This is a genomic window from Pseudoalteromonas nanhaiensis (assembly GCF_051235485.1).
Lineage (GTDB): Bacteria > Pseudomonadota > Gammaproteobacteria > Enterobacterales > Alteromonadaceae > Pseudoalteromonas > Pseudoalteromonas lipolytica_C.
Genome location: NZ_JBPNYQ010000010.1, coordinates 88,276 through 112,308 on the forward strand (window position 1 = coordinate 88,276; position 24,033 = coordinate 112,308).

Annotated in this window: 18 protein-coding genes; 10 read left to right on the forward strand and 8 right to left on the reverse strand. The window is 41.3% G+C overall.

Annotated features, from left to right (window positions below; translation table 11 throughout):
- Positions 1-4: 4 nt before the first annotated feature.
- A complete protein-coding gene (locus ACSFVZ_RS10790) occupies positions 5-1,972 on the forward strand; it encodes a response regulator (RefSeq protein WP_135923656.1) in 1,968 nt (655 codons plus the stop codon).
- On the opposite strand, the gene ACSFVZ_RS10795 is transcribed toward ACSFVZ_RS10790, so the two are convergent.
- From ACSFVZ_RS10795 to ACSFVZ_RS10805, 3 genes are read right to left on the reverse strand one after another with little or no spacing between them, the layout of a single operon-like run.
- The gene (locus ACSFVZ_RS10795; RefSeq protein ID WP_199526859.1) at positions 1,959-2,957 is read right to left on the reverse strand and encodes a LacI family DNA-binding transcriptional regulator; all 999 of its coding nucleotides are present in this window, start codon (positions 2,955-2,957) and stop codon (positions 1,959-1,961) included. The two genes, ACSFVZ_RS10790 and ACSFVZ_RS10795, sit on opposite strands and share 14 nt — an antisense overlap.
- A gap of 23 nt (positions 2,958-2,980) precedes the next feature.
- Positions 2,981-4,312, reverse strand: coding sequence for a glycoside-pentoside-hexuronide (GPH):cation symporter (locus ACSFVZ_RS10800; protein WP_235381816.1), 1,332 nt, complete (start codon positions 4,310-4,312; stop codon positions 2,981-2,983).
- A gap of 24 nt (positions 4,313-4,336) precedes the next feature.
- Entirely contained in the window at positions 4,337-5,665 is a 1,329-nt protein-coding gene (locus tag ACSFVZ_RS10805) for a GH1 family beta-glucosidase (RefSeq protein WP_135923659.1), read from the reverse strand.
- Positions 5,666-5,892: 227 nt separating this feature from the next.
- Here ACSFVZ_RS10805 and ACSFVZ_RS10810 point away from each other — a divergent pair, with 227 nt between their 5' ends.
- The 3 genes from ACSFVZ_RS10810 (at position 5,893) to ACSFVZ_RS10820 (ending at position 10,463) form a co-directional block, all read left to right on the forward strand.
- Positions 5,893-7,158 (forward strand): sugar MFS transporter, encoded by a 1,266-nt coding sequence (locus ACSFVZ_RS10810; protein ID WP_135923660.1) that lies wholly within the window; start codon positions 5,893-5,895, stop codon positions 7,156-7,158.
- 2 nt (positions 7,159-7,160) lie between these two features.
- Positions 7,161-9,677 carry a glycoside hydrolase family 3 protein gene (locus ACSFVZ_RS10815; RefSeq protein WP_435558839.1) on the forward strand — a complete coding sequence of 839 codons (2,517 nt, stop codon included), beginning with the start codon at positions 7,161-7,163 and terminating at the stop codon, positions 9,675-9,677.
- A 174-nt stretch (positions 9,678-9,851) separates the two neighbouring features.
- Positions 9,852-10,463 carry a fumarylacetoacetate hydrolase family protein gene (locus tag ACSFVZ_RS10820; RefSeq protein WP_435558841.1) on the forward strand — a complete coding sequence of 204 codons (612 nt, stop codon included), beginning with the start codon at positions 9,852-9,854 and terminating at the stop codon, positions 10,461-10,463.
- Here ACSFVZ_RS10820 and ACSFVZ_RS10825 read toward each other — a convergent pair.
- The 3 genes from ACSFVZ_RS10825 to ACSFVZ_RS10835 form a co-directional block, all read right to left on the reverse strand.
- Complete coding sequence (locus ACSFVZ_RS10825; RefSeq protein ID WP_199526862.1) at positions 10,402-11,340, reverse strand: ABC transporter substrate-binding protein; 939 nt, start codon at positions 11,338-11,340, stop codon at positions 10,402-10,404. The genes ACSFVZ_RS10820 and ACSFVZ_RS10825 overlap by 62 nt on opposite strands.
- Positions 11,341-11,476: 136 nt before the next feature.
- Positions 11,477-12,529, reverse strand: a complete 1,053-nt coding sequence (locus ACSFVZ_RS10830) for an aldo/keto reductase (RefSeq protein WP_135923664.1) — start codon at positions 12,527-12,529, stop codon at positions 11,477-11,479.
- Positions 12,530-12,541: 12 nt separating this feature from the next.
- Complete coding sequence (locus ACSFVZ_RS10835) at positions 12,542-12,970, reverse strand: acyl-CoA thioesterase (protein ID WP_135923665.1); 429 nt, start codon at positions 12,968-12,970, stop codon at positions 12,542-12,544.
- A gap of 153 nt (positions 12,971-13,123) precedes the next feature.
- On the opposite strand from ACSFVZ_RS10835, the gene ACSFVZ_RS10840 reads away from it, so the two are divergent.
- The 6 genes from ACSFVZ_RS10840 (at position 13,124) to ACSFVZ_RS10865 (ending at position 19,868) form a co-directional block, all read left to right on the forward strand.
- Positions 13,124-13,330 carry a hypothetical protein gene (locus ACSFVZ_RS10840; RefSeq protein ID WP_435558842.1) on the forward strand — a complete coding sequence of 69 codons (207 nt, stop codon included), beginning with the start codon at positions 13,124-13,126 and terminating at the stop codon, positions 13,328-13,330.
- A 61-nt stretch (positions 13,331-13,391) separates the two neighbouring features.
- Positions 13,392-14,444 (forward strand): DNA polymerase IV, encoded by a 1,053-nt coding sequence (gene dinB, locus ACSFVZ_RS10845; RefSeq protein WP_435558843.1) that lies wholly within the window; start codon positions 13,392-13,394, stop codon positions 14,442-14,444.
- Positions 14,445-14,550: 106 nt separating this feature from the next.
- On the forward strand, positions 14,551-16,233 hold the full coding sequence (locus ACSFVZ_RS10850; RefSeq protein WP_135923668.1) for a carbon starvation CstA family protein: 1,683 nt from the start codon (positions 14,551-14,553) through the stop codon (positions 16,231-16,233).
- Positions 16,234-16,336: 103 nt separating this feature from the next.
- Positions 16,337-17,860 (forward strand): M17 family metallopeptidase, encoded by a 1,524-nt coding sequence (locus tag ACSFVZ_RS10855; RefSeq protein ID WP_235381830.1) that lies wholly within the window; start codon positions 16,337-16,339, stop codon positions 17,858-17,860.
- 359 nt (positions 17,861-18,219) lie between these two features.
- The gene (locus ACSFVZ_RS10860) at positions 18,220-19,299 is read left to right on the forward strand and encodes a hypothetical protein (protein ID WP_435558844.1); all 1,080 of its coding nucleotides are present in this window, start codon (positions 18,220-18,222) and stop codon (positions 19,297-19,299) included.
- An 8-nt stretch (positions 19,300-19,307) separates the two neighbouring features.
- Positions 19,308-19,868 carry a hypothetical protein gene (locus ACSFVZ_RS10865; protein ID WP_295508246.1) on the forward strand — a complete coding sequence of 187 codons (561 nt, stop codon included), beginning with the start codon at positions 19,308-19,310 and terminating at the stop codon, positions 19,866-19,868.
- Positions 19,869-19,952: 84 nt separating this feature from the next.
- Here the strand turns inward: ACSFVZ_RS10865 and ACSFVZ_RS10870 are convergent, their stop codons facing one another.
- Positions 19,953-21,587, reverse strand: coding sequence for a methyl-accepting chemotaxis protein (locus ACSFVZ_RS10870; RefSeq protein ID WP_235381833.1), 1,635 nt, complete (start codon positions 21,585-21,587; stop codon positions 19,953-19,955).
- A gap of 149 nt (positions 21,588-21,736) precedes the next feature.
- Positions 21,737-23,962, reverse strand: a complete 2,226-nt coding sequence (locus ACSFVZ_RS10875) for a S9 family peptidase (RefSeq protein WP_435558845.1) — start codon at positions 23,960-23,962, stop codon at positions 21,737-21,739.
- Positions 23,963-24,033: the final 71 nt, after the last annotated feature.

Genomic DNA, 24,033 nt, shown 5'->3' on the forward strand with positions numbered 1-24,033 from the left:
ATACATGTTAGATAAGGTAACCCGCTTACTCTTGGTTGAAGACGATGAAGATGATTATATTCTCACTTGTGATTACTTGGAGCAATTGGGTTCCCATACCTTTGATGTAGAATGGTTAAGCTGCCCCGAGCAAGCCATTAGTGTACTGAGCGAAAACAAGCATGATATTTGTTTGTTAGATTATCGTTTAGGTGCCTCTGATGGCTTAGAAGTGCTCAAACGGGCTGTTGCAAACGGTTTTCGTGGGCCGATTATCATGCTTACGGGGCAATCAGATGAAGCCCTCGATTCTGCGGCACTTGATGCTGGTGCGGTTGATTACCTCGTAAAAAGCGAGATGAATTCAAGCCGCTTTGCCCGTGCTATTCGTTACGCCTTAGCTCGCCGAGATGTTGAAGATGAGCGAGTTGAACGATTAAAAGCTGAAGCAGAAAATCGTTCTAAAGACCGCTTCTTGGCACATTTGAGCCATGAGTTACGTACACCGCTTTCATCCATTTTGGGTTATACCGAGCTGCTAATGCAGAGCGAAAAGAATCGGCATTTAAATAATGAACTTGGGGTCATTTATAGAAATGGCAAACACTTGCTAAGTTTACTTAATGATGTGCTCGACTTATCTAAAATTGCCGCCGATAAACTTGAACTAAATTGCAGTGATGTTAATTTTGATAGCCTTATGGCTGATGTGTATACCTTAATGCGCGTCTCAGCCTTGGATAAAGGCTTAAAACTCAAATTTGAGTCACAGCAAGCCTTGCCATTGATTATAAATACAGATGCCACACGGCTAAGACAAATTTTAATCAATATTATCAATAATGCGATTAAGTTTACCAACCAAGGTGAAATAGTCGTGCGCGCATGGACTGCTTGGGTCAATGAGCGAGAAATGCTGTTTTTTAGTATCAAGGACACAGGCCTTGGTATTCCACATGAAAAGCAAGCACTGATTTTTAAACCTTTTGAACAGATTGCCGATGTTGAGTCGAGGGATGTAGGTGGTGCAGGCCTTGGTCTTGCGATTTGCGCCGAATTATTAGCTCGTATGCAAGGCTCAATTGAGCTTGAATCAACCTTAGGGGAAGGGTCTGAATTTATCTTATCTATATACCCTGGCAATATACGTGAGGTTGAACGACAGGTATTGAGTTTCGATTCAAGCCCTGATTGTCAGCAAAAGTTAAGTACACTTTCAACTTCAGGGAGAGTGTTGGTTGTTGATGATTTAAAAGACCTACGAGTTCTCGTTGGACACATGATCACCAGCACTGGGGCAGATGTAGAGTTTGCTGAAAATGGTAAGCAGGCTATCGAGAAAGTGGCCAGTGCAGAGCAAGCAGGCAAACCTTTCGATATTGTGTTTATTGATTTACATATGCCGGTTATGGGTGGCAAAGAAGCCACCATTGAGCTTAGGAAAATGGACTATCAGGGGCCTATCATCGCGCTTACTGCCGCAACAATGAAAGGCGTGAAAAGTGAGCTTAGTGCGCTTGGTTTTAATGACATGATAGCCAAACCTGTTGATACTGGATTACTTTATCAAGTGCTTAATCATTATATTTGTCAAGGTAAAACAGAACCTGTTGTTGCTCGGGAGGATTCCCTCGCATTGACTCAGCAAAGTACACGCTATTTATTGGTTGAAGATGATGGTGATGCCGCACAAATAACCCAGCTATTACTTGAAAGTTTGGGGGTTGAAACCGTCATCGCCGATAGTTGTGCTGCTTGTCTGGATATTCTTCACGATGATCAACGCTTTGATAAAGTGCTGTTAGACATGCACTTGCCAGACGGTGAAGGTCTTGATTTAGCTGCTAAAATTAACCAAGAGTATGCGGGGTTAGCTTTAGTGGTAGTGAGTGGTGCCGAGCCTGATCCTGAAAAAATGAAACAGCTTGATATTGAACAAGTGCTATTAAAACCTATTAATTTAGGGATACTCAGCGAGCTTATAGCGCACTGATAGAGTGCCTAACAATAAGCTCTGGTTCAAATAAAGTCTGTAATGACGGGGTTTGCTTTTGGTAAACCTGATTCAGGATCCAGTTAGCCGCCATTCTGCCCATTTCTTCAATCGGGTAGTTTATGGTACTCAGTTGAGGGTAAACATGGCGAGTAAAAAACACATTATCGTATCCCATAATAGATAACTGTTTAGGGAGTGTAAGCCCTAATTTTCTTGCACTTGCCATAGCGCCAACAGCCATTTCATCGTTGGCACAAATTAAAGCACTAAATGGTTTGCCATGTTGATGCAATGCCGCAAGCCCTTCAAAGCCACTCGATTCCATGAAGTCACCTTGATATAGCAACTCTTCATCAAAAGGAACACCAAACTCAGCAAGCGCTTGCTTGTGACCTTCTAAACGGTCTTTGGCGTCTTGCTTCCATAATGGGCCACTAATATATGCTATCTGCTTGTGGCCTTTTTCTAATACATATTTGGCAGCAAGGTAACCGCCTTTTATATTGTTAAGTAGTATACAACGATCACTTAGCTGACTAATGTAGCGGTTGATCAGAACAAATGGAATACGGCCTTTACTAAGTTTAATTAGGTACTCATCACTAACAGCTTCTACGTGTAAAATAAGCCCATCACAATTGCGGCTTATTAAAAACTCAATACCTTGTTTTTCGCGTTCTTCATCACTATGGCCAGCTGCAATAATGAGGTGTTTGCCTTGATTTCGAAAAATGTTTTCAATACCACTCATCATTGGGCCATAAAATGGACCTTGTAATTCAGAGACCAGTAAGCCAACACTGTTTGAGCAATTTGATGCCAACGACTGTGCAATTGAGTTAGGACGATAGCCTAACTCATTCATTGCAGCTGTCACTTTTTTACGAGTAGCGTCACTGACATTGGCATTGTTATTCATTACTCTTGAAACTGTAGCAAGTGAGACTCCTGCAAGTTTCGACACCTCGTAAATGGTGGCCATGTTTGTCCTTTTAAAAAACCAAGTTATTGTTTATGTTGCGATGATAAGTCTGCACTAATCTGCTCAACAGTTTGATTATCAAGAATATACATTTTCATGATAAATGCGACAAGCATACTACCTATTGCTGGGTAAAGGGTAAATGAAATCAAAATACCTGATAATGTTGTCTCGCTAAGCTCTGCGTTAGCCTCATAGCCATAAAAAGCCAATAGCCAGCCCGCAATTGCTCCACCTAGCGCCAACCCTAACTTAATGAAAAACACCACACTAGCATACACTAATCCTGTTAAGCGCTCGCCAGTTTTCCATTGCCCGTAATCGATGGTATCAGCCATTTTAGCCCAAAGTAGCGGGGTTGCCATTTGGGTGAAAAAGCACCAAAAGAAATAGATAACAAATGCCAACACAATCTGCTCGCTAGGCAACCAAAATGCAATACAGCTGATAACAGCAGAAATATATTGTAAGCGTATGTATGCAGTTTTCTTGTCTACTCGCTTGCTTAGAGGGTTAGCACATGCACATCCAAGGATATTGCCTATCATGCCAATGGTTACAAAGTAGGTCACCAAATCAGCCTCGCCAAGCACATACTTAACATAGTAAATTGCTAAGGTAGTACGCAAAACCATACTGGTAAGTAGCATTACAGCGGCAAAACACAGTACTTTAAAAGGACTATTTTGCCATAATGTATTGAAACGAGTTTTCCAACTAAGCGACGCATTGTTGTGTGCTGTAACTCGTTCTTTAGTGTAGCGAAAACAAATTAAAAATAGCACCACACCTAAGCCGCTCATCAGTGCCATTGTTAGCTGATAGCCCGTCGCGTTATCACCTTTACCTAGCCAGTTAACTAGGGGCAAAGTACATGCACTCACAATTAACCCGCCCAGCATACCAAAGACAAAACGGTATGATTGAATTGATACTCGCTCTTTCGGATCGCTACTTAACACGCCACCTAACGCTGAATAGGGAATATTAATAGCGGTGTAGACCAGCATCAATAAAGTGTAAGTAACAAACGCATAAACTACTTTACCTGATTCAGGTAGGTCAGGCGTGGTAAAGGTGATCATACTGATCACCCCAAATGGTAAGGCAAGCCAAAGCAAGTAAGGGCGGTAGCTTCCCCACTTAGTGCGGGTCGAATCGGTTAGAGCCCCCATTAATGGATCGGTAATAGCATCGACAACTCTCACCACCAAAAATAAGGTGCCGACAACAGCAGGCGATATACCAAAAATATCTGTATAGAAAAACGTTAAGAATAACATCACTGTTTGAAAGATAATGTTACTTGCTGTATCGCCTAATCCGTAGGCTATCTTTTCTTTTTTTGTCAGCATGTGTGCTCTCGTGTGTTGTTATTTTTATCGTTGTCTTAATAATTCACGATATTGTTTTGCGCTTTCTTTCAAAATACGCTGCTGGCTATCATAGTCAATATACACTAACCCAAAGCGTTTCTCGTAGCCATACGCCCACTCAAAGTTGTCCATTAAGCTCCAAGCAAAGTAACCTTGAATATTAACGCCTTGACGAATTGCTGCACAAACTGCATTTAAATGAGTGTGATAATAATCGACTCGCTCAACATCATACACTTCACCATTGTTGAGTGTATCAGCCATAGCTGCCCCATTCTCAGTTATGTACATTTTAGGCAAATCGTATTGTTGGTGCAGTGATACAAGTAGTTCAGTTAAGCCTTGCGGATAAACTTCCCAGCCCATATCGGTTACACGTACATTGGCTAAACTTGCTTCTTCAAACCAGCCATCTGGGGTATTTTTGTAGTGTATGCGGGTATAATAATTAACACCAATAAAGTCGACGGCTTGGCTAATAATCGCCATGTCGTCAGCAAGTATTGTTGGTTTAACTTCATCTGCTAACTGATCAAATAGCGGAGGATAGCATCCGTCTAGTACGGCTTTTATATACCATTGATTATGATACTGATCAGCAAGCTCTGCGGCTTTGCTATCGGCAGCAGTTAGCGGATAAGTAGGGCTGAAGTTTAGCACGATACCGGCTTCTGTATTTGGGCAGTTTTCACGTAAAACCTGCATAGCTAGGCCATGGGCAAGTAATAGGTGATGAGCGGCTTGTCGGCCTGCCTGTTGTGATTTTACACCAGGTGCATGCACACCTACTTCGTAACCTAAATAAGCACTACAGAATGGCTCGTTTAAGGTTGCAAATGAATCTACGAGATGACCGAGATGCTCAGTAACTAGCTCAGTATATTCTCTAAATTTGTAAGCTGTATCACGGTTTAACCAACCACCTTGATCTTCAAGATACTGAGGTAAATCCCAGTGATATAAAGTGACGTAGGTTTTGATGTTGCGCGCTTTTAAAGCCGTTAGTAACTCAAGATAAAATGCCATACCTTGTTTGTTTGCAGTCCCATCTTGGTTCATGACTCTTGGCCAAGAAATTGATAAACGGTAAGCATCGACGGCTAAATCGGCAATCATTTCGACGTCTTTTTGCCAGTGAGCTATGTGTTCACAAGCGTTGTCGCCATTACTTTGATCTGCAATAGCTCCTGGTTTTTCACAAAATGTGTCCCAAATACAATCAAGTCGAGTGTCGCGGGCGCCTTCGATTTGAAATGACGCTGTCGCTACACCAAAAGTGAATTCTGGTTTAAGCAAAAACGAATCAGGCAAAAGAGAAATAGATTTATACACTGAAGAGTCATCCTTCGCATTGATAATGTAAGGCTGCCAAAGGCATATACAGTCTATCTGTAAGCGCTTACATTTTTATTGTAAATAAATTGCTAATTATATTTAATATGATATAAATGTAAGCGCTTACATTTGATGTTGCAACATTTTTCGCTATTTGTTGTTAGTAGTTTAGTTCTGGATATGCTGTAACAAACTGATAAATATAATTAACTAGAGATAAAATTATGGCTCATGTATCAACGCCTGTTGCGGCTTCAGCTAGCCAAGCTGATATGCCTAAGCAACACTTTGCACTGGCATCATTGACCACGTTATTTTTCATGTGGGGGTTCATAACGTGTTTGAATGATATTTTAATCCCTTACTTAAAAGGTATGTTTTCGCTTAACTACACGCAAGCCATGTTGGTGCAGTTTTGCTTTTTTGGTGCTTATTTTGTGATGTCTATCCCCGCGGGTAAATTGGTCAGCCGTATTGGTTACCAGTTTGGTATTGTTGTGGGCTTGGTGGTTGCCGCCATTGGTTGTGCCTTGTTTTATCCTGCTGCAGTAGCACATGTTTACGAATTATTTTTACTAGCATTATTCGTGCTTGCATCGGGTATTACTATTTTACAAGTATCTGCAAACCCTTACGTGAGTGTCCTTGGCCCACAAAAAACAGCGTCATCTCGATTAACGATGACACAAGCTTTCAACTCACTTGGTACTACCGTCGCTCCTATCTTTGGTGGTTGGCTAATTTTATCTGAAGTCAGTCATGCAACCGCAGAGCAAGTAAAGTTACCTTATTTGTTACTGTCATTAAGCTTATTAGTTCTTGCCGTTATTTTTGCTTTTTTAAAGCTGCCTAAACTAGGTAGAGAAAGTGATAATGAAGCTGCACATCAAGACTTAGAAGATTTTGTTGACTTAGGCAGTGTGTGGAAATACCGCCATTTAATTTTAGGTGCAGTAGGTATTTTTGTTTATGTGGGTGCTGAAGTTGCTATTGGTAGTTTTTTAGTTGGTTTTTTAACTTTAGATAATATTGCTGGTTTAGCTGAAAAGGAAGCCGCTCACTATATTAGTTATTATTTTGCCGGTGCGATGGTTGGCCGTTTTATTGGCGCTGCTGTGATGCAAAAATTTGATGCGGGCAAAGTGCTTGCGTGTCATGGCTTACTTGCTGTGGTGTTAATTGTGATCGCAATGACAGGTGAAGGCAGCCTAGCTATGTGGGCGATTCTTTTAGTTGGGCTTTGTAACTCAATTATGTTTCCAACTATTTTTAGCCTTGCGCTTCATGGCCTAGGTAAATACACCTCAAAAGGTTCAGGTATTTTGTGCTTAGCGATTGTTGGTGGCGCAATTATTCCATTATTGCAAGGTGTTATGGCTGATGCTATTGGCGTGCAACTGGCGCTCTTTTTACCTATCGCATGCTACTTATACATTACTTATTTTGCGCTAGTTGGCTCAAAAGTATCAACTCAGACTTCAAAGGTGTAAATATGAAATTGAAAAATACATTCACCCTCGGCTCTTTAATGATTGCAAGTATGGGGCTGTTAGGTTGTGCTGAGCAAGAAGTAACAGTTAAAGAAAAAGTGAAGCAAGAAATCTGGCCACATATTGAAACCGGGATCGCTGAAGACCCTGAGCTTGAAGCTAAGATTGCTAAGATGTTAGCCGGTATGACGCTTGAGCAAAAAATTGCACAAATGATCCAACCTGAAATTCGCGATATTACCGTTGAAGATATGCGTAAATACGGGTTTGGTTCTTACCTTAATGGTGGTGGTGCATTTCCTAATAACGACAAACATGCCAAGGCTTCTGATTGGATTGATTTGGCTGAAAAAATGTATCAAGCCTCAATTGATGACTCATTAGATGGCAGCAAAATTCCAACTATGTGGGGCACCGATGCAGTACATGGTCACAACAATGTGATTGGCGCTACATTATTCCCTCATAACATTGGTTTAGGGGCAACAAATAACCCTGAGCTAATTGAGAAAATTGCAGCCGCTACAGCAAAAGAAGTAATGGTGACGGGCATTGATTGGGTGTTTGCACCAACAGTCGCCGTTGTTCGTGACGATCGTTGGGGCCGTACTTACGAAGGCTACTCTGAAGACCCTGAAATCGTTAAAGCTTATTCAGCAGCCATCGTAAAAGGCTTACAAGGAGCTGTTGATAAAGATTTTCTGTCTGATAAACGCGTGATCAGTACTGTTAAACACTTTTTAGGTGATGGCGGTACAGAAGGTGGCGATGACCAAGGTAATAACACCGCGTCTGAACAAGAGTTATTCGAAATTCATGCACAAGGTTATGTTGGTGGTTTAGGTGCAGGTGCACAAACCGTGATGGCGTCATTTAACAGCTGGAATGGCGAGAAAATTCACGGTAGTAAATACCTACTTACTGATGTGCTAAAAGGTAAAATGGGCTTTGATGGTTTTGTCGTCGGCGATTGGAATGGTCACGGTCAAATTCCTGGTTGTAACAATGCAGATTGTGCGCAAGCTGCTAATGCAGGCCTTGATGTGTATATGGTTCCAACAGATGCATGGAAACCATTATATGAAAACTTAATTAAGCAGGTTAAGAGCGGCGAAATTGCGCAAAGTCGTATTGATGATGCGGTTACCCGTATTCTTCGTGTAAAAATGCGTGCAGGCTTATTTGATAAGCCAAGTCCTGCTAAGCGCCCGCTTTCTGGTAAAACAGAGATCATTGGCAGTGCAGAGCATCGCGAAGTTGCAAAACAAGCGGTACGTGAATCACTGGTTCTTCTGAAAAATAAACAGCAGCTGTTACCATTATCACCAAAAGCCAATGTACTAGTTGCTGGTTTAGGTGCTGATAATATTGGTATGCAGTCAGGTGGTTGGACTATCACATGGCAGGGTACAGGCAATGAAAATAGTGACTTCCCTGGTGGTACTTCAATTTTTGATGGTATTAAAAAGACCGTTGAGCAAGCCGGTGGGCAAGTTCAGTATGATCTAAATGGCGAATTTGAAACTAAGCCAGATGTAGCGATTGTCGTGTTTGGTGAGCAGCCATATGCTGAAGGTAATGGTGATTTAGACAACCTTGAATATCAGCGTGGTAATAAAACAGATCTAGCCCTACTTAAAAAGCTAAAAGAAGCGGGTATTCCCGTGGTATCGCTATTTATTAGTGGTCGCCCAATGTGGGTGAATGCAGAGCTAAATGCCAGTGATGCGTTTGTTGCAACTTGGCTGCCAGGTAGTGAAGGTGACGCCATAAGCGATGTGCTTTTTAAAAATGCAGATGGTTCAATCAATCATGACTTTAAAGGTAAGCTGTCATTCTCATGGCCAAATGATCCAATCGGCAATCAAAACCGTGGCGATAAAGATTACGCACCACTTCTGCCATACGGCTTTGGTTTAACATATGAAGATGAGAATACCCTTGCTGACAATCTTGATGAAACTTCTCAGGTGACAAGTGAACTTGAAGATCTAGTAATGTTTGAGCGAGCAATTAAGTCACCTTGGTCACTTCAGTTGCAAAGTGGCAGTGAATTGCAAGCAATGACGAGTAGTCGAGCTGCTGTAAATGCAGTAAGTGTAAAAACCTTTGATAAAGACGTACAAGAAGATGCTCGTGCCATTAGTTTTAACGGTAAAGAGCCTGCATCAGTGCGTTTAGTGGCTGCGTTTCCGTCAGATTTACGCTCGTACGTTGAGAAAAATGGTCAACTTGAGATGTTAATTAAAGTGGAAAAAGCGGCTGATGCTCCTTTAATGTTAGGTATGCAATGTGGTGAAAACTGTGAAGGCCAGTTTGATATTCGCGAGCGACTAGCAGACACGACCGAATGGCAAACTATCTCTGTAAACTTAGCTTGTTTTGCAGATAAAGGTGTTAATCTAGCGCAGGTATTTTCGCCTTGGCAGTTGGCAACCAATGGAGCATGGCAGGTGTCGATTGCTCATTTAAGCGTTGGTGTGACCGATAACCAAGAATTGACGAATACTTGTAAGTAACAACTCCTCCCTTACGTCCTTTTGGTTAACAGGTAACATACTGCCTGTTAACCACTTTCTCTTTATCAAGAGCTTTACTCTACTACATAGTTTAGTACTGTTGTCATTCATCTTCAGTTAGAATTACTCAATGATATACGTGTTTGCCTAAGTTTTACTTAAAAGGATCTGATTATGCATTCAGTAAAATTAGCCTCTGAAGAATATACACCGAGTAAGATTGTCTGCGTTGGACGCAATTACGCCGAGCACATTGCCGAGCTAAATAATGAAACTCCTACCAGCATGGTATTGTTTGTGAAACCTAATAGTGCGATTTCGCAACAGCTCTATGCCGAGCATAATGGTGAAGCTCTACATTATGAAACTGAGCTTTGCTTTCTGATAAAAAATAAACAGTTGGCTGGAGTTGGATTAGGTCTTGATTTAACTAAGCGCTCGTTACAAAGCGCATTAAAAGAAAAGGGACTACCTTGGGAGCGTGCAAAAGCCTTTAATGGCGCAGCGCTATTTACTGAGTTTGTTAGTTGTGATGAAGCTTTGGCGTATCAATTTAATTTGCAAATAGATGGTAAGGAAGTGCAGTTTGGTGATACTCAGCTAATGCTGCATGATGCACAGCAAATTTTATCCGAAATTAGTGAGTTCATGGATTTAGAAGATGGTGACATCATCATGACCGGCACCCCTAAAGGTGTAGGTAAGGTAACCTCAGGCGCTATATTTAAGGTGACTTTGCAGGCGGCTGAGCAGACTCTTTTGAGCCATCAGTGGCAATCACGTTAAGTGGCTCTAAAATATAACGCTGATAATGTGACGAAAACTCAGGAAAGCTTTGCTCTAGCCAAATGCGTTGGCTAAGTTGATATTTTTCATCAGCTAAAATCTTATTTTTTAGTACAGTGTTTATTTTTGCTAAAACTTTTTCGGCGTAATTGTTTGGTGCACTAGATGAGCAACCTATTGCACCGAATATCATATTTTTTTCAGGAATATTTACGGCCAATTTTTGAATATTCTTTTGGTTTGTCTGATTGTAGTAATCAGCAACAAAAGGGTATTCAATGGTGTAATCAATATAGCCATGTTCAAGCTGGGAAAGCAGTGCGTAATTAGCATTACTACCAGTACTACTTAGTGCAGCACTCTCGTATAGCTTTGTATTAATTGCAATAGTGTCTATCAGGTTACCGAACTTACGAGCATCATTTTGACCATAAATGAAGTTGGCATCGGTCAGTAAAGAAATTAATGAGACTGGGTTGCCGTGTTTTTGCGTAATCTTTACTGCGGTGTCAGGGGTACTTAAAACACTAAATGGAGGATAGACCGTCGTTGGAATCGAGTAGGTTGCGCGATTGGTCTTTTCCTCACGGTGGATCATACAGGCATAACACGCCATATGGCCTTCATCGAGGTATTTACTGCCTCTTTTTTGCGGCAACATCACCTTGGTGTGTTTAATCTCTGGTAAGGCTTCAATCAACATATCGGTGATTTCGTTGCACAAGCCGCCATACGGGTTAGCTTGGCTTTTCTCTATATAGAATGGTTTACCATCATTTTCAAGCCAAGTAATTGAAAGTTGTTCTGAGGCACAAGTGATTGGGGTAAGCAATATACCAGTAACAATGCATAATACTTGTTTTACGTATTTACTCATCGATAACCCAAATACTAAAGTACTGTTAACAACTATACACTAAAGTATGGATAAATTCGTAGATAAAACTTTAAAATGATAAATAAGTGCTAGTGAGTCTACTGAAGGTAGACTCACTAATGTTTTAGAAGATAGCTTAGAATGGCATCGGATAGCGGTTAAATACGTCAGCGATTTTATCGTTAGCTTCATCGCTTAATTGCACCGAGAAAGCATCGATATTTTCTTTTAACTGCGCCATCGATGTTGCACCAATAATCGTTGAACTCACACCATCTACTTGATTACACCAAGCAAGCGCGAGCTGTGAAGGCGTTAAATTAAAGGCGTTAGCAATTTCAACATATTCAGCAATTGCAGCTTGCGATTGTGCTGTGTCTCTAAATAGGCCATTACGTTGTACTAGCGTCCAGCGGCTACCTTCTGGGCGCGCACCATTTAAGTACTTACCACTTAACATGCCACCACCAAGCGGTGACCATGGTAGGTAAGCAATATCTTCATGAATACATTGCTCAATCAAATACGGCCAATCTTTGGCATGCAACAAACTAAACTCGTTTTGAATTGATACCATACGCGGAAGGTTATGTTGTTCGCTTAAACGCAGGTACTGGCTAATGCCCCACGGAGTATCATCAGATAAACCACAGTGTTTAATTTTACCTGCTTTTACACAATCATTCAGACCTTCGAGGATATCTAACATGCCAGCGATATTTTGCTCGGTGTCAGCCTCCGAGAAGCGCACTTTACCTGGCCACTGTTTACCAAAGTGTGGCGAAGTACGATTAGGCCAATGTAACTGGTATAAATCGATAACATCAGTTTGTAAGCGTTTGAGTGAAGCATCAACAGCTTCAACTACTGCCTGGCGAGTAATGTCGCCCGCATCGCGTACCCAAGGCAAACCGTTACCTGCAATTTTAGTGGCAATAACAAGGTTATCGCGTTTGTCTTTGTTACGAGCTAACCAGTTACCGATGATCTGTTCTGTTTTACCATAGGTGTCAGGAGAAGGTGGCACTGCATACATTTCTGCAGTATCGATAAAGTTAACGCCTTTATCTAATGCATAGGCGATTTGTTCATCGGCATCGGCTTGGTTGTTTTGCATACCCCATGTCATGCTACCTAAGCAAACACGAGATACATCAATACCACTTCGACCAAGTGGGCTATAAAGCATAATAGATCCTTGTTAATCGCTAGAATGGGCTTTAAGTGCAGCTAATAACTCATCATTTAACTGCGCTTTTTTACCCGTTTTAAAATTAAACATTACCACTTGTGATGAGCCAATGGTTGTTACAGCATCTTGGCTTTCACTAAATACAGTGTAATGCATCATAAAACGATCTTGTTCAATGTCACTAATCTTAACACCAACATGCACCGTATCAGGAAATGTTACCGGGCGTTTATAGCGAGCATTGTTTTCGCTGATCACCGGGCCAACACCTGTTACTTGTAAATCTTTAAGAAAACCTAATTGAGTAAAAAAATCGATACGGGCTGTTTCGAAGTAGCGAAAATACACTACATTGTTGACGTGTTGCAGGGCATCCATTTCACCCCATGCAACATTGATTTTTGTTCTGATAGGGTGTTGTTCTATAAACGATTGCATAGTAAATCTTCATTGATTGTGAGATAACTTAGGTTAGCAATATGCAGCTTTTAGCTCAAGGTAATTAGAAAGCTCAGTATATTGTGCTAGATTTATAAGTTCACGCTTACGTAAAGTGTGCACTGGTTTAACACACATTGAAGGATCTTAATTATGCAGCAACTCACTTTGAAAGCGGCTAAGTGGATCGCTCTTTTCATCCTCCTTGCGCTCGCTCTGCTGTGTTACAGCATGGGCACAATGTCAGGATTCATCGCTTTAATTGTCGTGGGCTTGTTATTAGAAGCCGCGTTTTGGTTATTTGGTTCACGGCTTATTAGCCGAAAAAAACCAAACCAACAAACAAGCCAAACCTCTTAGCTTGCACTCTCAGGAAGTTTAAATATAATAACTGTATATATAAACAGTTGTTGTATTCCTGATGAAAAAATTCATTCACATCGATATGGACTGCTTTTATGCAGCCGTTGAGATGCGTGATAACCCCGCGCTTGCCAATGTGCCACTGGCTATAGGTGGTAATAGTCGTCGCGGGGTGCTATCAACAGCTAATTATATTGCCCGTAAATATGGTGTGCGTTCGGCGATGTCGAACTACCACGCCAAACAATTGTGCCCCGATCTGGTTATCGTGCCGGGACGAATGCAGGTCTATAAAGAAATTTCTACACAAATTCGCGCTATTTTTGCAAAGTACACTGATCTTATTGAGCCGTTATCGTTAGATGAAGCCTATCTAGATGTAACCGACAGTACCGCATGCAAAGGCAGCGCAACACTGATGGCGCAGCAAATTCGCCAAGAAATCTATAACACCACCGGGCTGACAGCCTCCGCAGGTGTTGCTCCGATTAAATTTATTGCCAAAATTGCCAGTGATGAAAACAAGCCAAATGGTCAGTTTGTGGTATTGCCCGATCAAGTTGATGACTTTTTGGCGAGTTTACCGCTTGGCAAAATCCCTGGCGTTGGCAAGGTGACATTAGAAAAGCTGCAACTTAAAGGGCTTTACACAGGGGCTGATGTGCGCGCGAAAGGGGTTAATTGGATGCAGCAGCATATTGGTAATTTTGGCGTGTCTTTATATCAAAAGTGTGCAGGCGAGTACGTTGGCAAAGTGTCAACTGAGCGAGTACGAAAGTCGCTCAGTGTTGAGCACACCTATGAATACAACAAAAATAATTTAGATGAGTGTTTAAGCCAGTTACCCCGCTTGATGGATGAATTAACTCGCCGTCTTGATAAACAGCAATTAAACAACCGCATCAATAAGTTATCGGTGAAGGTCAAGTTTGCCAATTTTGTCGTGACCAGTGCCGATCAAAGCCACCATCAATTAGACGAACTCATTTTTACTGAGTTAATGAGTAAAGCTTATGAGCGAGGTAACAACCAGCCAGTGCGCCTGTTAGGAATAGGTGTCGGAATAAAGAGTCAAGCTCACGAGCATTTTCAGCTGAGTATATTAGACTAAAGGTTAACACCTTGGTGCTTGAAAGTTTGTTAGTGTCTAGTTGGGGTGCTAGGCCTATCTAGTTCAACACCTTAGACAACATTATAACTTAATAAGAGAGATGACTATGCAATCGGTCGTAATCGTGCTGCTCGGAATAGTCGGTATGTTGTTCGGATGGTTCTTTTATTCGAAATTCATCGCCGAAAAAATATTTAAAATGGATGATAATTTTGTCACACCTGCTCATGAACTTGAGGATGGTGTGGATTATGTGCCAACCAACAAAGTTGTGTTATGGGGTCACCATTTCACCTCTGTTGCAGGTGCAGCGCCAATTGTTGGCCCTGCGATTGCCGTATATTGGGGCTGGGTGCCTGCGGTACTTTGGGTGGTATTTGGTACTATCTTTTTTGCTGGTGTTCACGACATGGGGGCTCTATGGGCCAGTGCGCGTAACAAAGGCAAATCAATGGGCGCTTTATCTGAAAGCGTAATTGGTAAACGCACCCGTGCGTTATTTATGATTGTGGTGTTTTTAGTACTGCTGATGGTGAATGCGGTATTTGGTGTGGTAATTGCCAAATCATTTGTATCTCAACCTAACGCTGTTTTTCCTGCTTGGTCAGCGATTGTCGTGGCGTTAGTCATTGGTCAGTTGCTACGCCGTAAAGTGTCGTTAATTCCACTTTGTTTAATTGGTGTGGGGATCCTTTATTACACTATTTACCTTGGTAGTAGCATGCCAATTGCATTACCTGATGAAATGTTTGGCTTAAGTGCTAATGCAAACTGGATCATCATCTTATTTATTTATGCGGCAATTGCTTCATTACTCCCTGTATGGATGCTGTTACAGCCACGTGACTTCATCAACGGTATGCAGCTATTAGTGGGATTAGTACTGCTTTATGGTGCGGTATTTATTTCAATGCCTGATATCACAGCGCCTGCTTTCAATACTCAAACGGCGGTTGATACACCAAGTATTATTCCATTGCTATTTGTGACCATAGCCTGTGGTGCGGTATCTGGCTTCCACGGTATTGTGTCTTCAGGTACTAGCTCTAAGCAGCTTAACAAAGAAACTGATGGCCGCTTTGTTGGTTACTTAGGTGCGGTAGGCGAAGGTATGCTTGCGCTTATTACATTGGTTGCAGTAAGTGGTGTTGCACTTGCGGTATCACCAGAAGAATGGCACGAAATTTATAGCCACTTAGGTGCTGGTAGTGTGAGCGCCTTCATTAATGGTGGCGCTAATCTAATAGAAAACGGCTGGGGTATTTCGCAAGAAGTTGCCTCGACATTACTTGCCGTAATGGTGGTATTGTTTGCGGGCACTACGATGGACTCTGGTGTGCGCCTGCAGCGTTATATCATCCAAGAATGGGGCGATATTTATAATATCAGCATCATTCGTAATGGTATTGTAGCTACACTCATTGCAGTACTTAGCTGTTTATTGCTTGCCTTTGGTGCTGGTGGCGCTGACGGTAGCGGCGGTATGATCATTTGGCCATTATTCGGTTCGACTAACCAAATCCTTGCAAGCTTAACCTTACTGGTTATCTCGGTAATGCTAATTAAAGCGAATCGCCCAGCTAAATACACGCTTATACCAATGAGTTTTGTATTAGTTATGGCGTTCTTTGCTGGGGTTATTAAACTGGGCGAATACTACCAACAAGGTAACTGGTTACTGGTGACACTTGATTTGTTGGTACTGGTTGTGAGTGTACTGGTTATGCTTGAAGCTTGGTCTGTGATTGTTAAGCATCGTAAAGACTCAGCACACATTACAGAGCAGTAAACTTAGCTTGCCAGCCATATCGTAAGCTGTCTTACTTGGCTGGCAATAGCGCTCTAAATCAATGATAATAAGGTCCTATGTTTCTAACAGCAGGACCTTTTTTATGGCATACCCTCATGCAGTTGCAGCCCCTCAATTAGCGGATGCAAATCACGATGCATTGATTATTATCGGTGATGATTTTTCTTCTTTAGCAGACGCAAGCTTAAGCCAAGCTATTAGCGCTCAACAAGCTGTAGACGCGCGTATTGGCAAACAAGTGACATTACTTGTCATTGACTCTAAACGCGTGATTTTAGCCCCTACAGGCCCTCTAAACCGTGATTATGATGATGTACGCCGTTACTTTGACGCGGCAAAGCAAGGTGTACTAGAAGCCAAAGCATCGGGGAGCACTCAGCCTGCTATTTTACTTGCTAATATAAATCAAGACAGCCGTTACAAGCATGCCCTTGAAGTGGCGTATTTAGGTGCTTGCCAAGCGCTGTGGCAACCACTTGAAGCACGTGAGTTCCACGGTCAGGCGATTGAACCAATTAGCCAAATTAGCCTAGTGGGCGCAGATGCAGCGATGGTTAAAGCAGTGAATGCCATTGCTGCGGGTCAATACGCTGCACGTGACTTATGTGGTACCGAGCCTGAGCGTATGGCACCACCTCGCTTTGCTGATTATTGCGTTGAGTTATTTGCCGGTAGCAAGGTGTCTGTAGAAGTGATTTCAGATATCAACACTATCGATAAAGATTACCCAATGATGAGCACAGTAGCGCGTGCATCTTACGCTGTTGAGCGTCATCATCCGCGTGTTGTAAAACTAGAGTATGTTCCTGAAAGCGACGTTGAGCGCACCCTAATGTTTGTTGGTAAAGGTTTAGTTTACGATACCGGTGGTGCTGACCTTAAAGTGGGTGGCTTTATGGCTGGTATGAGCCGCGATAAAGGCGGTGCAGCTTCGGTTGCTGGCTTTATGAAATCAGTGGCTGACTTTGCACCAAAAGGCGTAAAAGTGATTGCTTATTTAGCCGTAGTTCGTAACTCAATTGGTTCTGATTGTTTTGTTCCTGATGAAATCATTACCAGCCGTGAAGGCGTTCGCGTTCGTATCGGTAACACAGATGCAGAAGGCCGTTTAGCAATGGGTGACTTACTAAGCGAAATGAAAGATCGCGCTTTAAACGAAGTAAATCCAGAGTTATTCACTGTTGCAACATTAACAGGCCACGCAGCACGTGCGATGGGGCCTTACAGTGCGTATGTTGAAAATGGTCCAGCTCGCGCAGCGAAAATTTCACGCCAAATTGCTGATTTAGGCGATTTATGGGCAGATGGCGCCGAAGTATCTCGTAGCCGTCGTGAAGATTATGACTTCATTCGTCCTCGCACGTTAGCTGACGATGTATTATCAAGTAATAATGCAGCTTCTGCAGTGACTGCTCGTGGTCACCAGTTCCCAATGGCATTCTTAGCAATTGTCGGTGGCTTAGATAAACATGGCACTGAATCAGCGCAACCATTACCGTATGTTCATATGGATATCGCAGGTAGCGGGGTAGAAGGTGGTGATTGGCAACATGGTAAGCCTACCGCAGCAACAGTAAGCAGCTTATTCGCTCGTTATTGTTTATAAGCTAAAAGCTATAAGTTTTTAGTTTTAAAAGCCCCGCACAGTAGTGCGGGGCTTTTTTTGTGCTTGGTTATTTTCTATTGCTTGGTAAATATAATGCAATAAATTAATCTGTTTTAATGGCTTTTTAATTATTATCTTTTGTTTTAGTTAGTTTTATCTTGTACGCTAAATTTGTAAATGGATTTTTATATATGGATATGGTCTTGCACTCAAATAAGATTTTATTTTCTTTTTATATTTTTTCACTTCTTGTGTAGTTTAAGTTTTCATGTTCTTTATTGGCTTATATTTTAAATTCAAGTTTTTAATTTTAATTAATTATCTCTAATTTTTTAAGGGATGTATAAAAGGAAGTGATTATGAATAAACTATTTTTTCTATTCATTATAGGGGTTGTTTTTTCTACTAATGCTAAGCAGGTATCTGTACCACTTGCCAGCAATGGTGATGGTGAGATTGTTGTTATTGCTAGTATTCAACAGACTGATAATTATAGTGGACAAGGCTTACTGACAAAAAAGGCACCAAGTAAAGAGCTGCAAGCACTGCAGCAGTATTATCGTTTTGCAAAAGCTGATAACACAAAACAATTACTGACCACTCTTTTTGAGGGAGATGGTACACGGGCTAACATTAGTAAAGAATTGAAACGCAGGCCCGATAAATTTTCAAACTACAACAAGCTAAGTGCTCTTGAGCTAAATAATAACTACCTATGGGGAGAGTATGCAGTGCTCTCACTTGATTGGGGAATTAATGGTAAAGCAATGAGTTGGTACGATGCAGTCTATTGTAGTCAACAGCGAAGATGTGCAGTAAGCGATATGATGGTAAGGGGAAGTGATAACTCTGGCATGGTATCAAGTGTTATTGCCTTAGCTGAACATAAACCACATTTTAAAAGCACAAAAAGCTTTGATTTTACAGTGGATTACTTTCCTGATTACGGCGTTAATAAAGTAAACCCCGTTACTGTTAAGTTCGATTTAACTCCTTTAGCTTCTAAAGTTACCTTTAGCAAAGGTAGCTCTGCAGAGGTTAATGTAAATAAAGATAAGGGTTTGGCTAATATAAACAAATATATTCAAGCAGTATGGCAACATAGTAAAGATACAACAGAATTTTGGCACAATTATGATCCGCAAGTATTAATACCTGTTATGTATGGTGAGCAGGATATGAGTATCAAATATTATACAGCGACAGCGTACATGCAGTTTATTGGTAATATAAGTGAAATAAAATTTGTGACGACACTAAAAACAAAAGAAACAATTTATTATATTGATAAAGTAAAGCATGCTGAATTTTCAAACTACATGTTGTTTGCAGTAGATAAAAAAAGCCATAAATTAAAACATTCATATGATGAACCTTTATTTAGCTCTGTACTTACTAGCCGCGAATTTTATAACAAGTTAAATGCAACACAATTTTAGAGGGATTTATGTTCAAAGAAGGTGAAGAGGTATTAACAACCTCGAACAGTGGCTATGAAGGGTATTTAGTTGTGGATAAAAATAAGGTGTTAGTTAGGCGAACTTTGAAATCTTGGGCGTTGGAATACTATTTTTATGTTTTTCTAACGTTATTCTCAATTAAACTTTCATATGACTTGCTTGCTCGTGGAGAGTTTATTTTGTTATTTATTGTTTTATCATCTTTATTTTTATTTGGCTTTTTGGTTTTTTGGCTTTTTAAATCAAGGCGAGTGAAAAAAGAGTTTGATTTTGACTCTGGCTGTTATAAAGAGGATGGTGAAGAACTTGCACGTATTGAAGATATTAGCCAGTTTTTTGTTATTTCTCACAGTAGTTCTTCGTCTAATAAAACTTCATTTCAATTTGGTTTTTATACCTCGAAGAATAAATTTCATGTTTTAATAGACCACAGCAATTACTCGAGGATTAAACATGATGTGCAAATGCTCTCTGAGCAGTTGAATGTGCCTTACGAATGGCTAAGTCAGCATGATAAATATAAGCCTAATCCTATAAGAGCTTTTTAATTAAGGTAGTACTATTTATTCAATTAGCAGCAAGCTAATTCATTGTAAAAGCCCCGCACAGCAGTGCGGGGCTTTTTTGTGGTGTTAGTCGAGCTTGAAGCGGTTAACCACATCACTTAACGCTTGTGAGCTTTGCTTTAAGTTTTCACTGGCGTTCGAGAGTCCTTCGGTATTCGACAGTGATTGTTCGGTTGATTGTGAAAGCTCATTAATCCGTAAATTAACTTCATCTGCGGCGCTGGTTTGTTGCTCGGTAGCGCGGGCGATTTGGCTGTTCATATCTTTAATAATAGAGACAAGTCGCTCAATCTCACTCAATGAGCTATTTGCTTCACCTGCCTGTGAAACCGTTTCAGTTGATAACTGTTGGCTTGCCGATACAGCATCAACAGCAGCTTGTGCGCCTGTTTGTAGTTTACTGATCATGGCTTGAATTTCATCAGTACTTTTACCTGTACGACTTGCTAATGTACGCACTTCGTCAGCCACTACGGCAAAGCCTCGACCTTGTTCACCAGCACGGGCCGCTTCAATGGCAGCATTGAGCGCCAGTAAGTTGGTCTGCTCAGCAATGCTGCGGATAACATCAAGTACTGAGCCAATGTTGTTACTCTCTGCAGCAAGATCCGCCGTTACCTTACTCACTTGTTCAATATTATGCGACAAGGTCTCAATGGCGGTAATGGTCTTGTTAAGAACCTGCTTGCCCGCTTCGGCATTTTGCGCGGCTTCATTAGCGGCATGCTCAGCTTGATCGGCATTTTGACTAACATCGTGAATTTGATGAGTCATTTGTTCCATTGCGGTTGCTACTTGAGTTGAGCTATCGTTTTGTAGCTCAATAAAAGAGTGATTTGTTTTACTGGCATCATCAACACTATGGGCAAACTGATTAACTTGCTCGGCATTGTGGGCAACATGTTTCAGTGACTCACGCATTTTTGCGGTGTACAAATTAAAGTAGCGCGATAAACGAGACACTTCATCATTGCCATTTTCATCAAGCTTTTGGGTTAAGTCGCCTTCACCTTGCGAGATGTCTTTCATCATGTCGGCGGCAAGTTGTGTCGGGCGCAAGATGCTATTGGCAATGAGGTAGCTTAGTGCAACTAGTAGGGCAATGATCACTACCGCGATAATAATCACATTGTTACGTAGCGAAGAGAATGCTTCTTCAATAGTATCAATATAGACACCAGAACCAACAATCCATTGCCATTTATCAAAGCCTTTTACGTAGGCAATTTTATCAACCGGCTCGTCTTTACCTGGCTTTGGCCACTTATAAGGAATAAAACCTTCACCTTGTTTTTTGACGATATTAACCATATCGACAAATAACAACACGCCATCTGGATCTTTACTGCCCGCTAGCGATTTACCATTTAATTCGGGCTTAAACGGGTGCATGACCATAACAGGTTGATAATCGTTGATCCAAAAGTAATTGTTGTTGTCGTAACGAAGTGCTGAAATTGTTTCGAGGGCTGCTTGTTTTGCTTGTTGCTCACTCAGTTTACCTTGCTCAAACAACGCATAGTTATGCTCAATAATAGAGTAAGCAGATTCAACAAGGTTTTGGGTTTTAATGTATTGCTCATGTTTTAGCGAGCTGTATTGCTGCGTTAAACTCGAGACGCTTAAAAATATCAGCCCTATCACGACCACACTCACTAACATGGCGAGGCGCTGAAAAATTGTAAAACGGCGTAAATTCATGTGTCTTCCTTCGTCATGCTCATAAGAGCAATGTATTAAGCGTAGCCAAAATGGGTCGAAAATCTAGTTAAATAGTAGAATACATTGAGACAAAAAAAAGGCTGATTTAACAATCAGCCTTTAGTCTAAGTTACCGAAATAAAACGTGATTACTCAACGTTAAAGTGTCGGTTGAAGAAACTTGTGATGGTTTGGTGTAAGTGCGTTTGTACGCTCTTACCACGTAAACTGTGTTTTGAGCCCGGATAAGTCATCATTTCGAACTGTTTTTCTTGATCTTGCAGTTGTTTAAATAACTTAGTGGCATGAGTAAATAACACGTTATCATCAGCCATACCGTGGTAAATCATCAGTGGGCCTTTTAAGCCTTCGGCATATGGGAAAACTGCACTTGCTTCGTAGCCTTTTGCGTTAGTTGCAGGGTGACCTACATAACGCTCAGTGTAGTGAGTGTCGTAAAGTGCCCAATCAGTTACTGGCGCACCAGAAACACCGGCTTTGAAGTAGTCGCCCGCTTTAAACATAGTCATAAGCGCCATGTAACCACCGTAGCTGTGGCCATAAATACCAATACGCTCAGGGTCAACGTAATCAAGGGTGCGTAAGAACTCGACACCTTTAATTTGGTCTGCCACTTCAGCCACACCTAAGTGCTTATAAATCACGTCTTCAAACTTTTTACCACGGTTGTATGAACCACGGTTATCAAGTTGAAAAATAACATAGCCTTGTTGTGCCATGTACTGGAAGTATAAGTTTTTACTACGCCAGCTGTTCGTTACACGCTGGGCATGAGGACCGCCATATACGTTAACAATAACCGGGTGCTTTTTACCATCTTGGTAATTAGTTGGCTTGAATATACGGTAATGCATAATTTGTCCGTCTTCAGCCTTTAACGTGCCGTATTCAGGCGTGATCAAATCAGCTAGGTAAGGCGTTAATGGGTGTGACTTATCTAACTTGTTTTCTTCAAGCCAAGTGATAAATTCGCCATTAATTTTACGTAATGCTGCAGAGCCAGGCTTATTCACTGATGAGCTGTTATCGATAAAGGTTTTGTTATCTTTAGCAATCACCACATTATGGTAAGCACCTAGCTCAGTTACGCGTTTAATTTCGCCTTTTTTGAATAGCGGTACGCTGTAAAGGTGGCTCTCAAGTGCTGTATCTTTGCGACCTGCAAAATAAACAATGCCTTTTTTCTCGTCTATACCTTTTAAACTATCAACAACCCATTCGCCTTGAGTGATTTGACGGATCATTTCACCATTTGTGCGATACAAATACAGGTGTTTAAAGCCGTCGCGCTCAGATGCCCAAACGAAATGTTTTTTATCGTTTAAGAACTGCAAATCAAAGTGCAGGTTAATCCAAGTATCACTGGTTTCTGTTAGGGCAACTGTTTGCTTTTTAGTGTCGCTATTATAAAAACGTAACTCTAAGTTATGTTGCGAGCGGTCTTGCCACTGATAAGAAAGTGTTTTGTTATCTTTTAACCATTTTGCGCGAGCGATATAAATATCTTGATCGTCGCCTAAATCAACCCAGTCAGTTTTTTGGTTGTTAATGCTTACAACACCTAACTGAATTTTAACGTTGTCGGTACCTGTAAACGGGTAGCGTTGGTTAAAAAGCTTTACTTCATCGGCGTAAATCTCATTACGGATTGCTTCTTTTACTGGGCTTTCATCAACACGGGTATAAGCGATTTTAGACTCATCACCAGACCACCAGTAGCCAGTCATGCGGCCCATTTCTTCTTGCGCAACAAATTCGGCCATACCGTTTTTAATAACGCCGCCGCCATCTTTACTTAATTGGATTTCTTGACCCGTTTTTAAGTTAAGTGCATATAGGTTTTGCTCACGAATAAACGACACATAGTGGCCTTTGGGTGAGAAACGTGCATCGGTTTCGAATGCTTCTGTGTTGGTTAATTTACGGCTTTTTGCTGAAGCAAGCTCATAATAGTAAAGGTCGCCATTAAGCGGGAATAAAAGCGCTTTACCGTCTTTTGACCATTTATATTCTAAAATCCCTTTACCAAAAATACGCTGGCGTTCACGGCGGGCTTTTTCTTCGTCAGATAAGTTTTCTGGGCCAGAAAATAGTGCTGCAGAGTCAACTAATAAGCGGTTTTTGTTATCTTTTAAATTGTATTCCCATAGGTCGTAGCGGTTATAGTCATCCGCTTTCCCCTGCAAGTAAGTAACTCGGCTACCGTCAGGAGAGAATTTAAGTTGTACAGGGGCTTTGCCTGCAAGGCTAGGGTCGTCAAAAATTCGCTCAAGAGACAGTGGTTCAGCGCTTACATTGAGTGCCGTTGCAATGACTGGCAAGGCGAGTGAGAGAGATTTAATTTTTTTTAGCACAAGGGTACCTTCGCTCGAATAAAAACTGCCACGATGGTAATGGTAAGCTTAGGCAACTGCAACAAAATGCT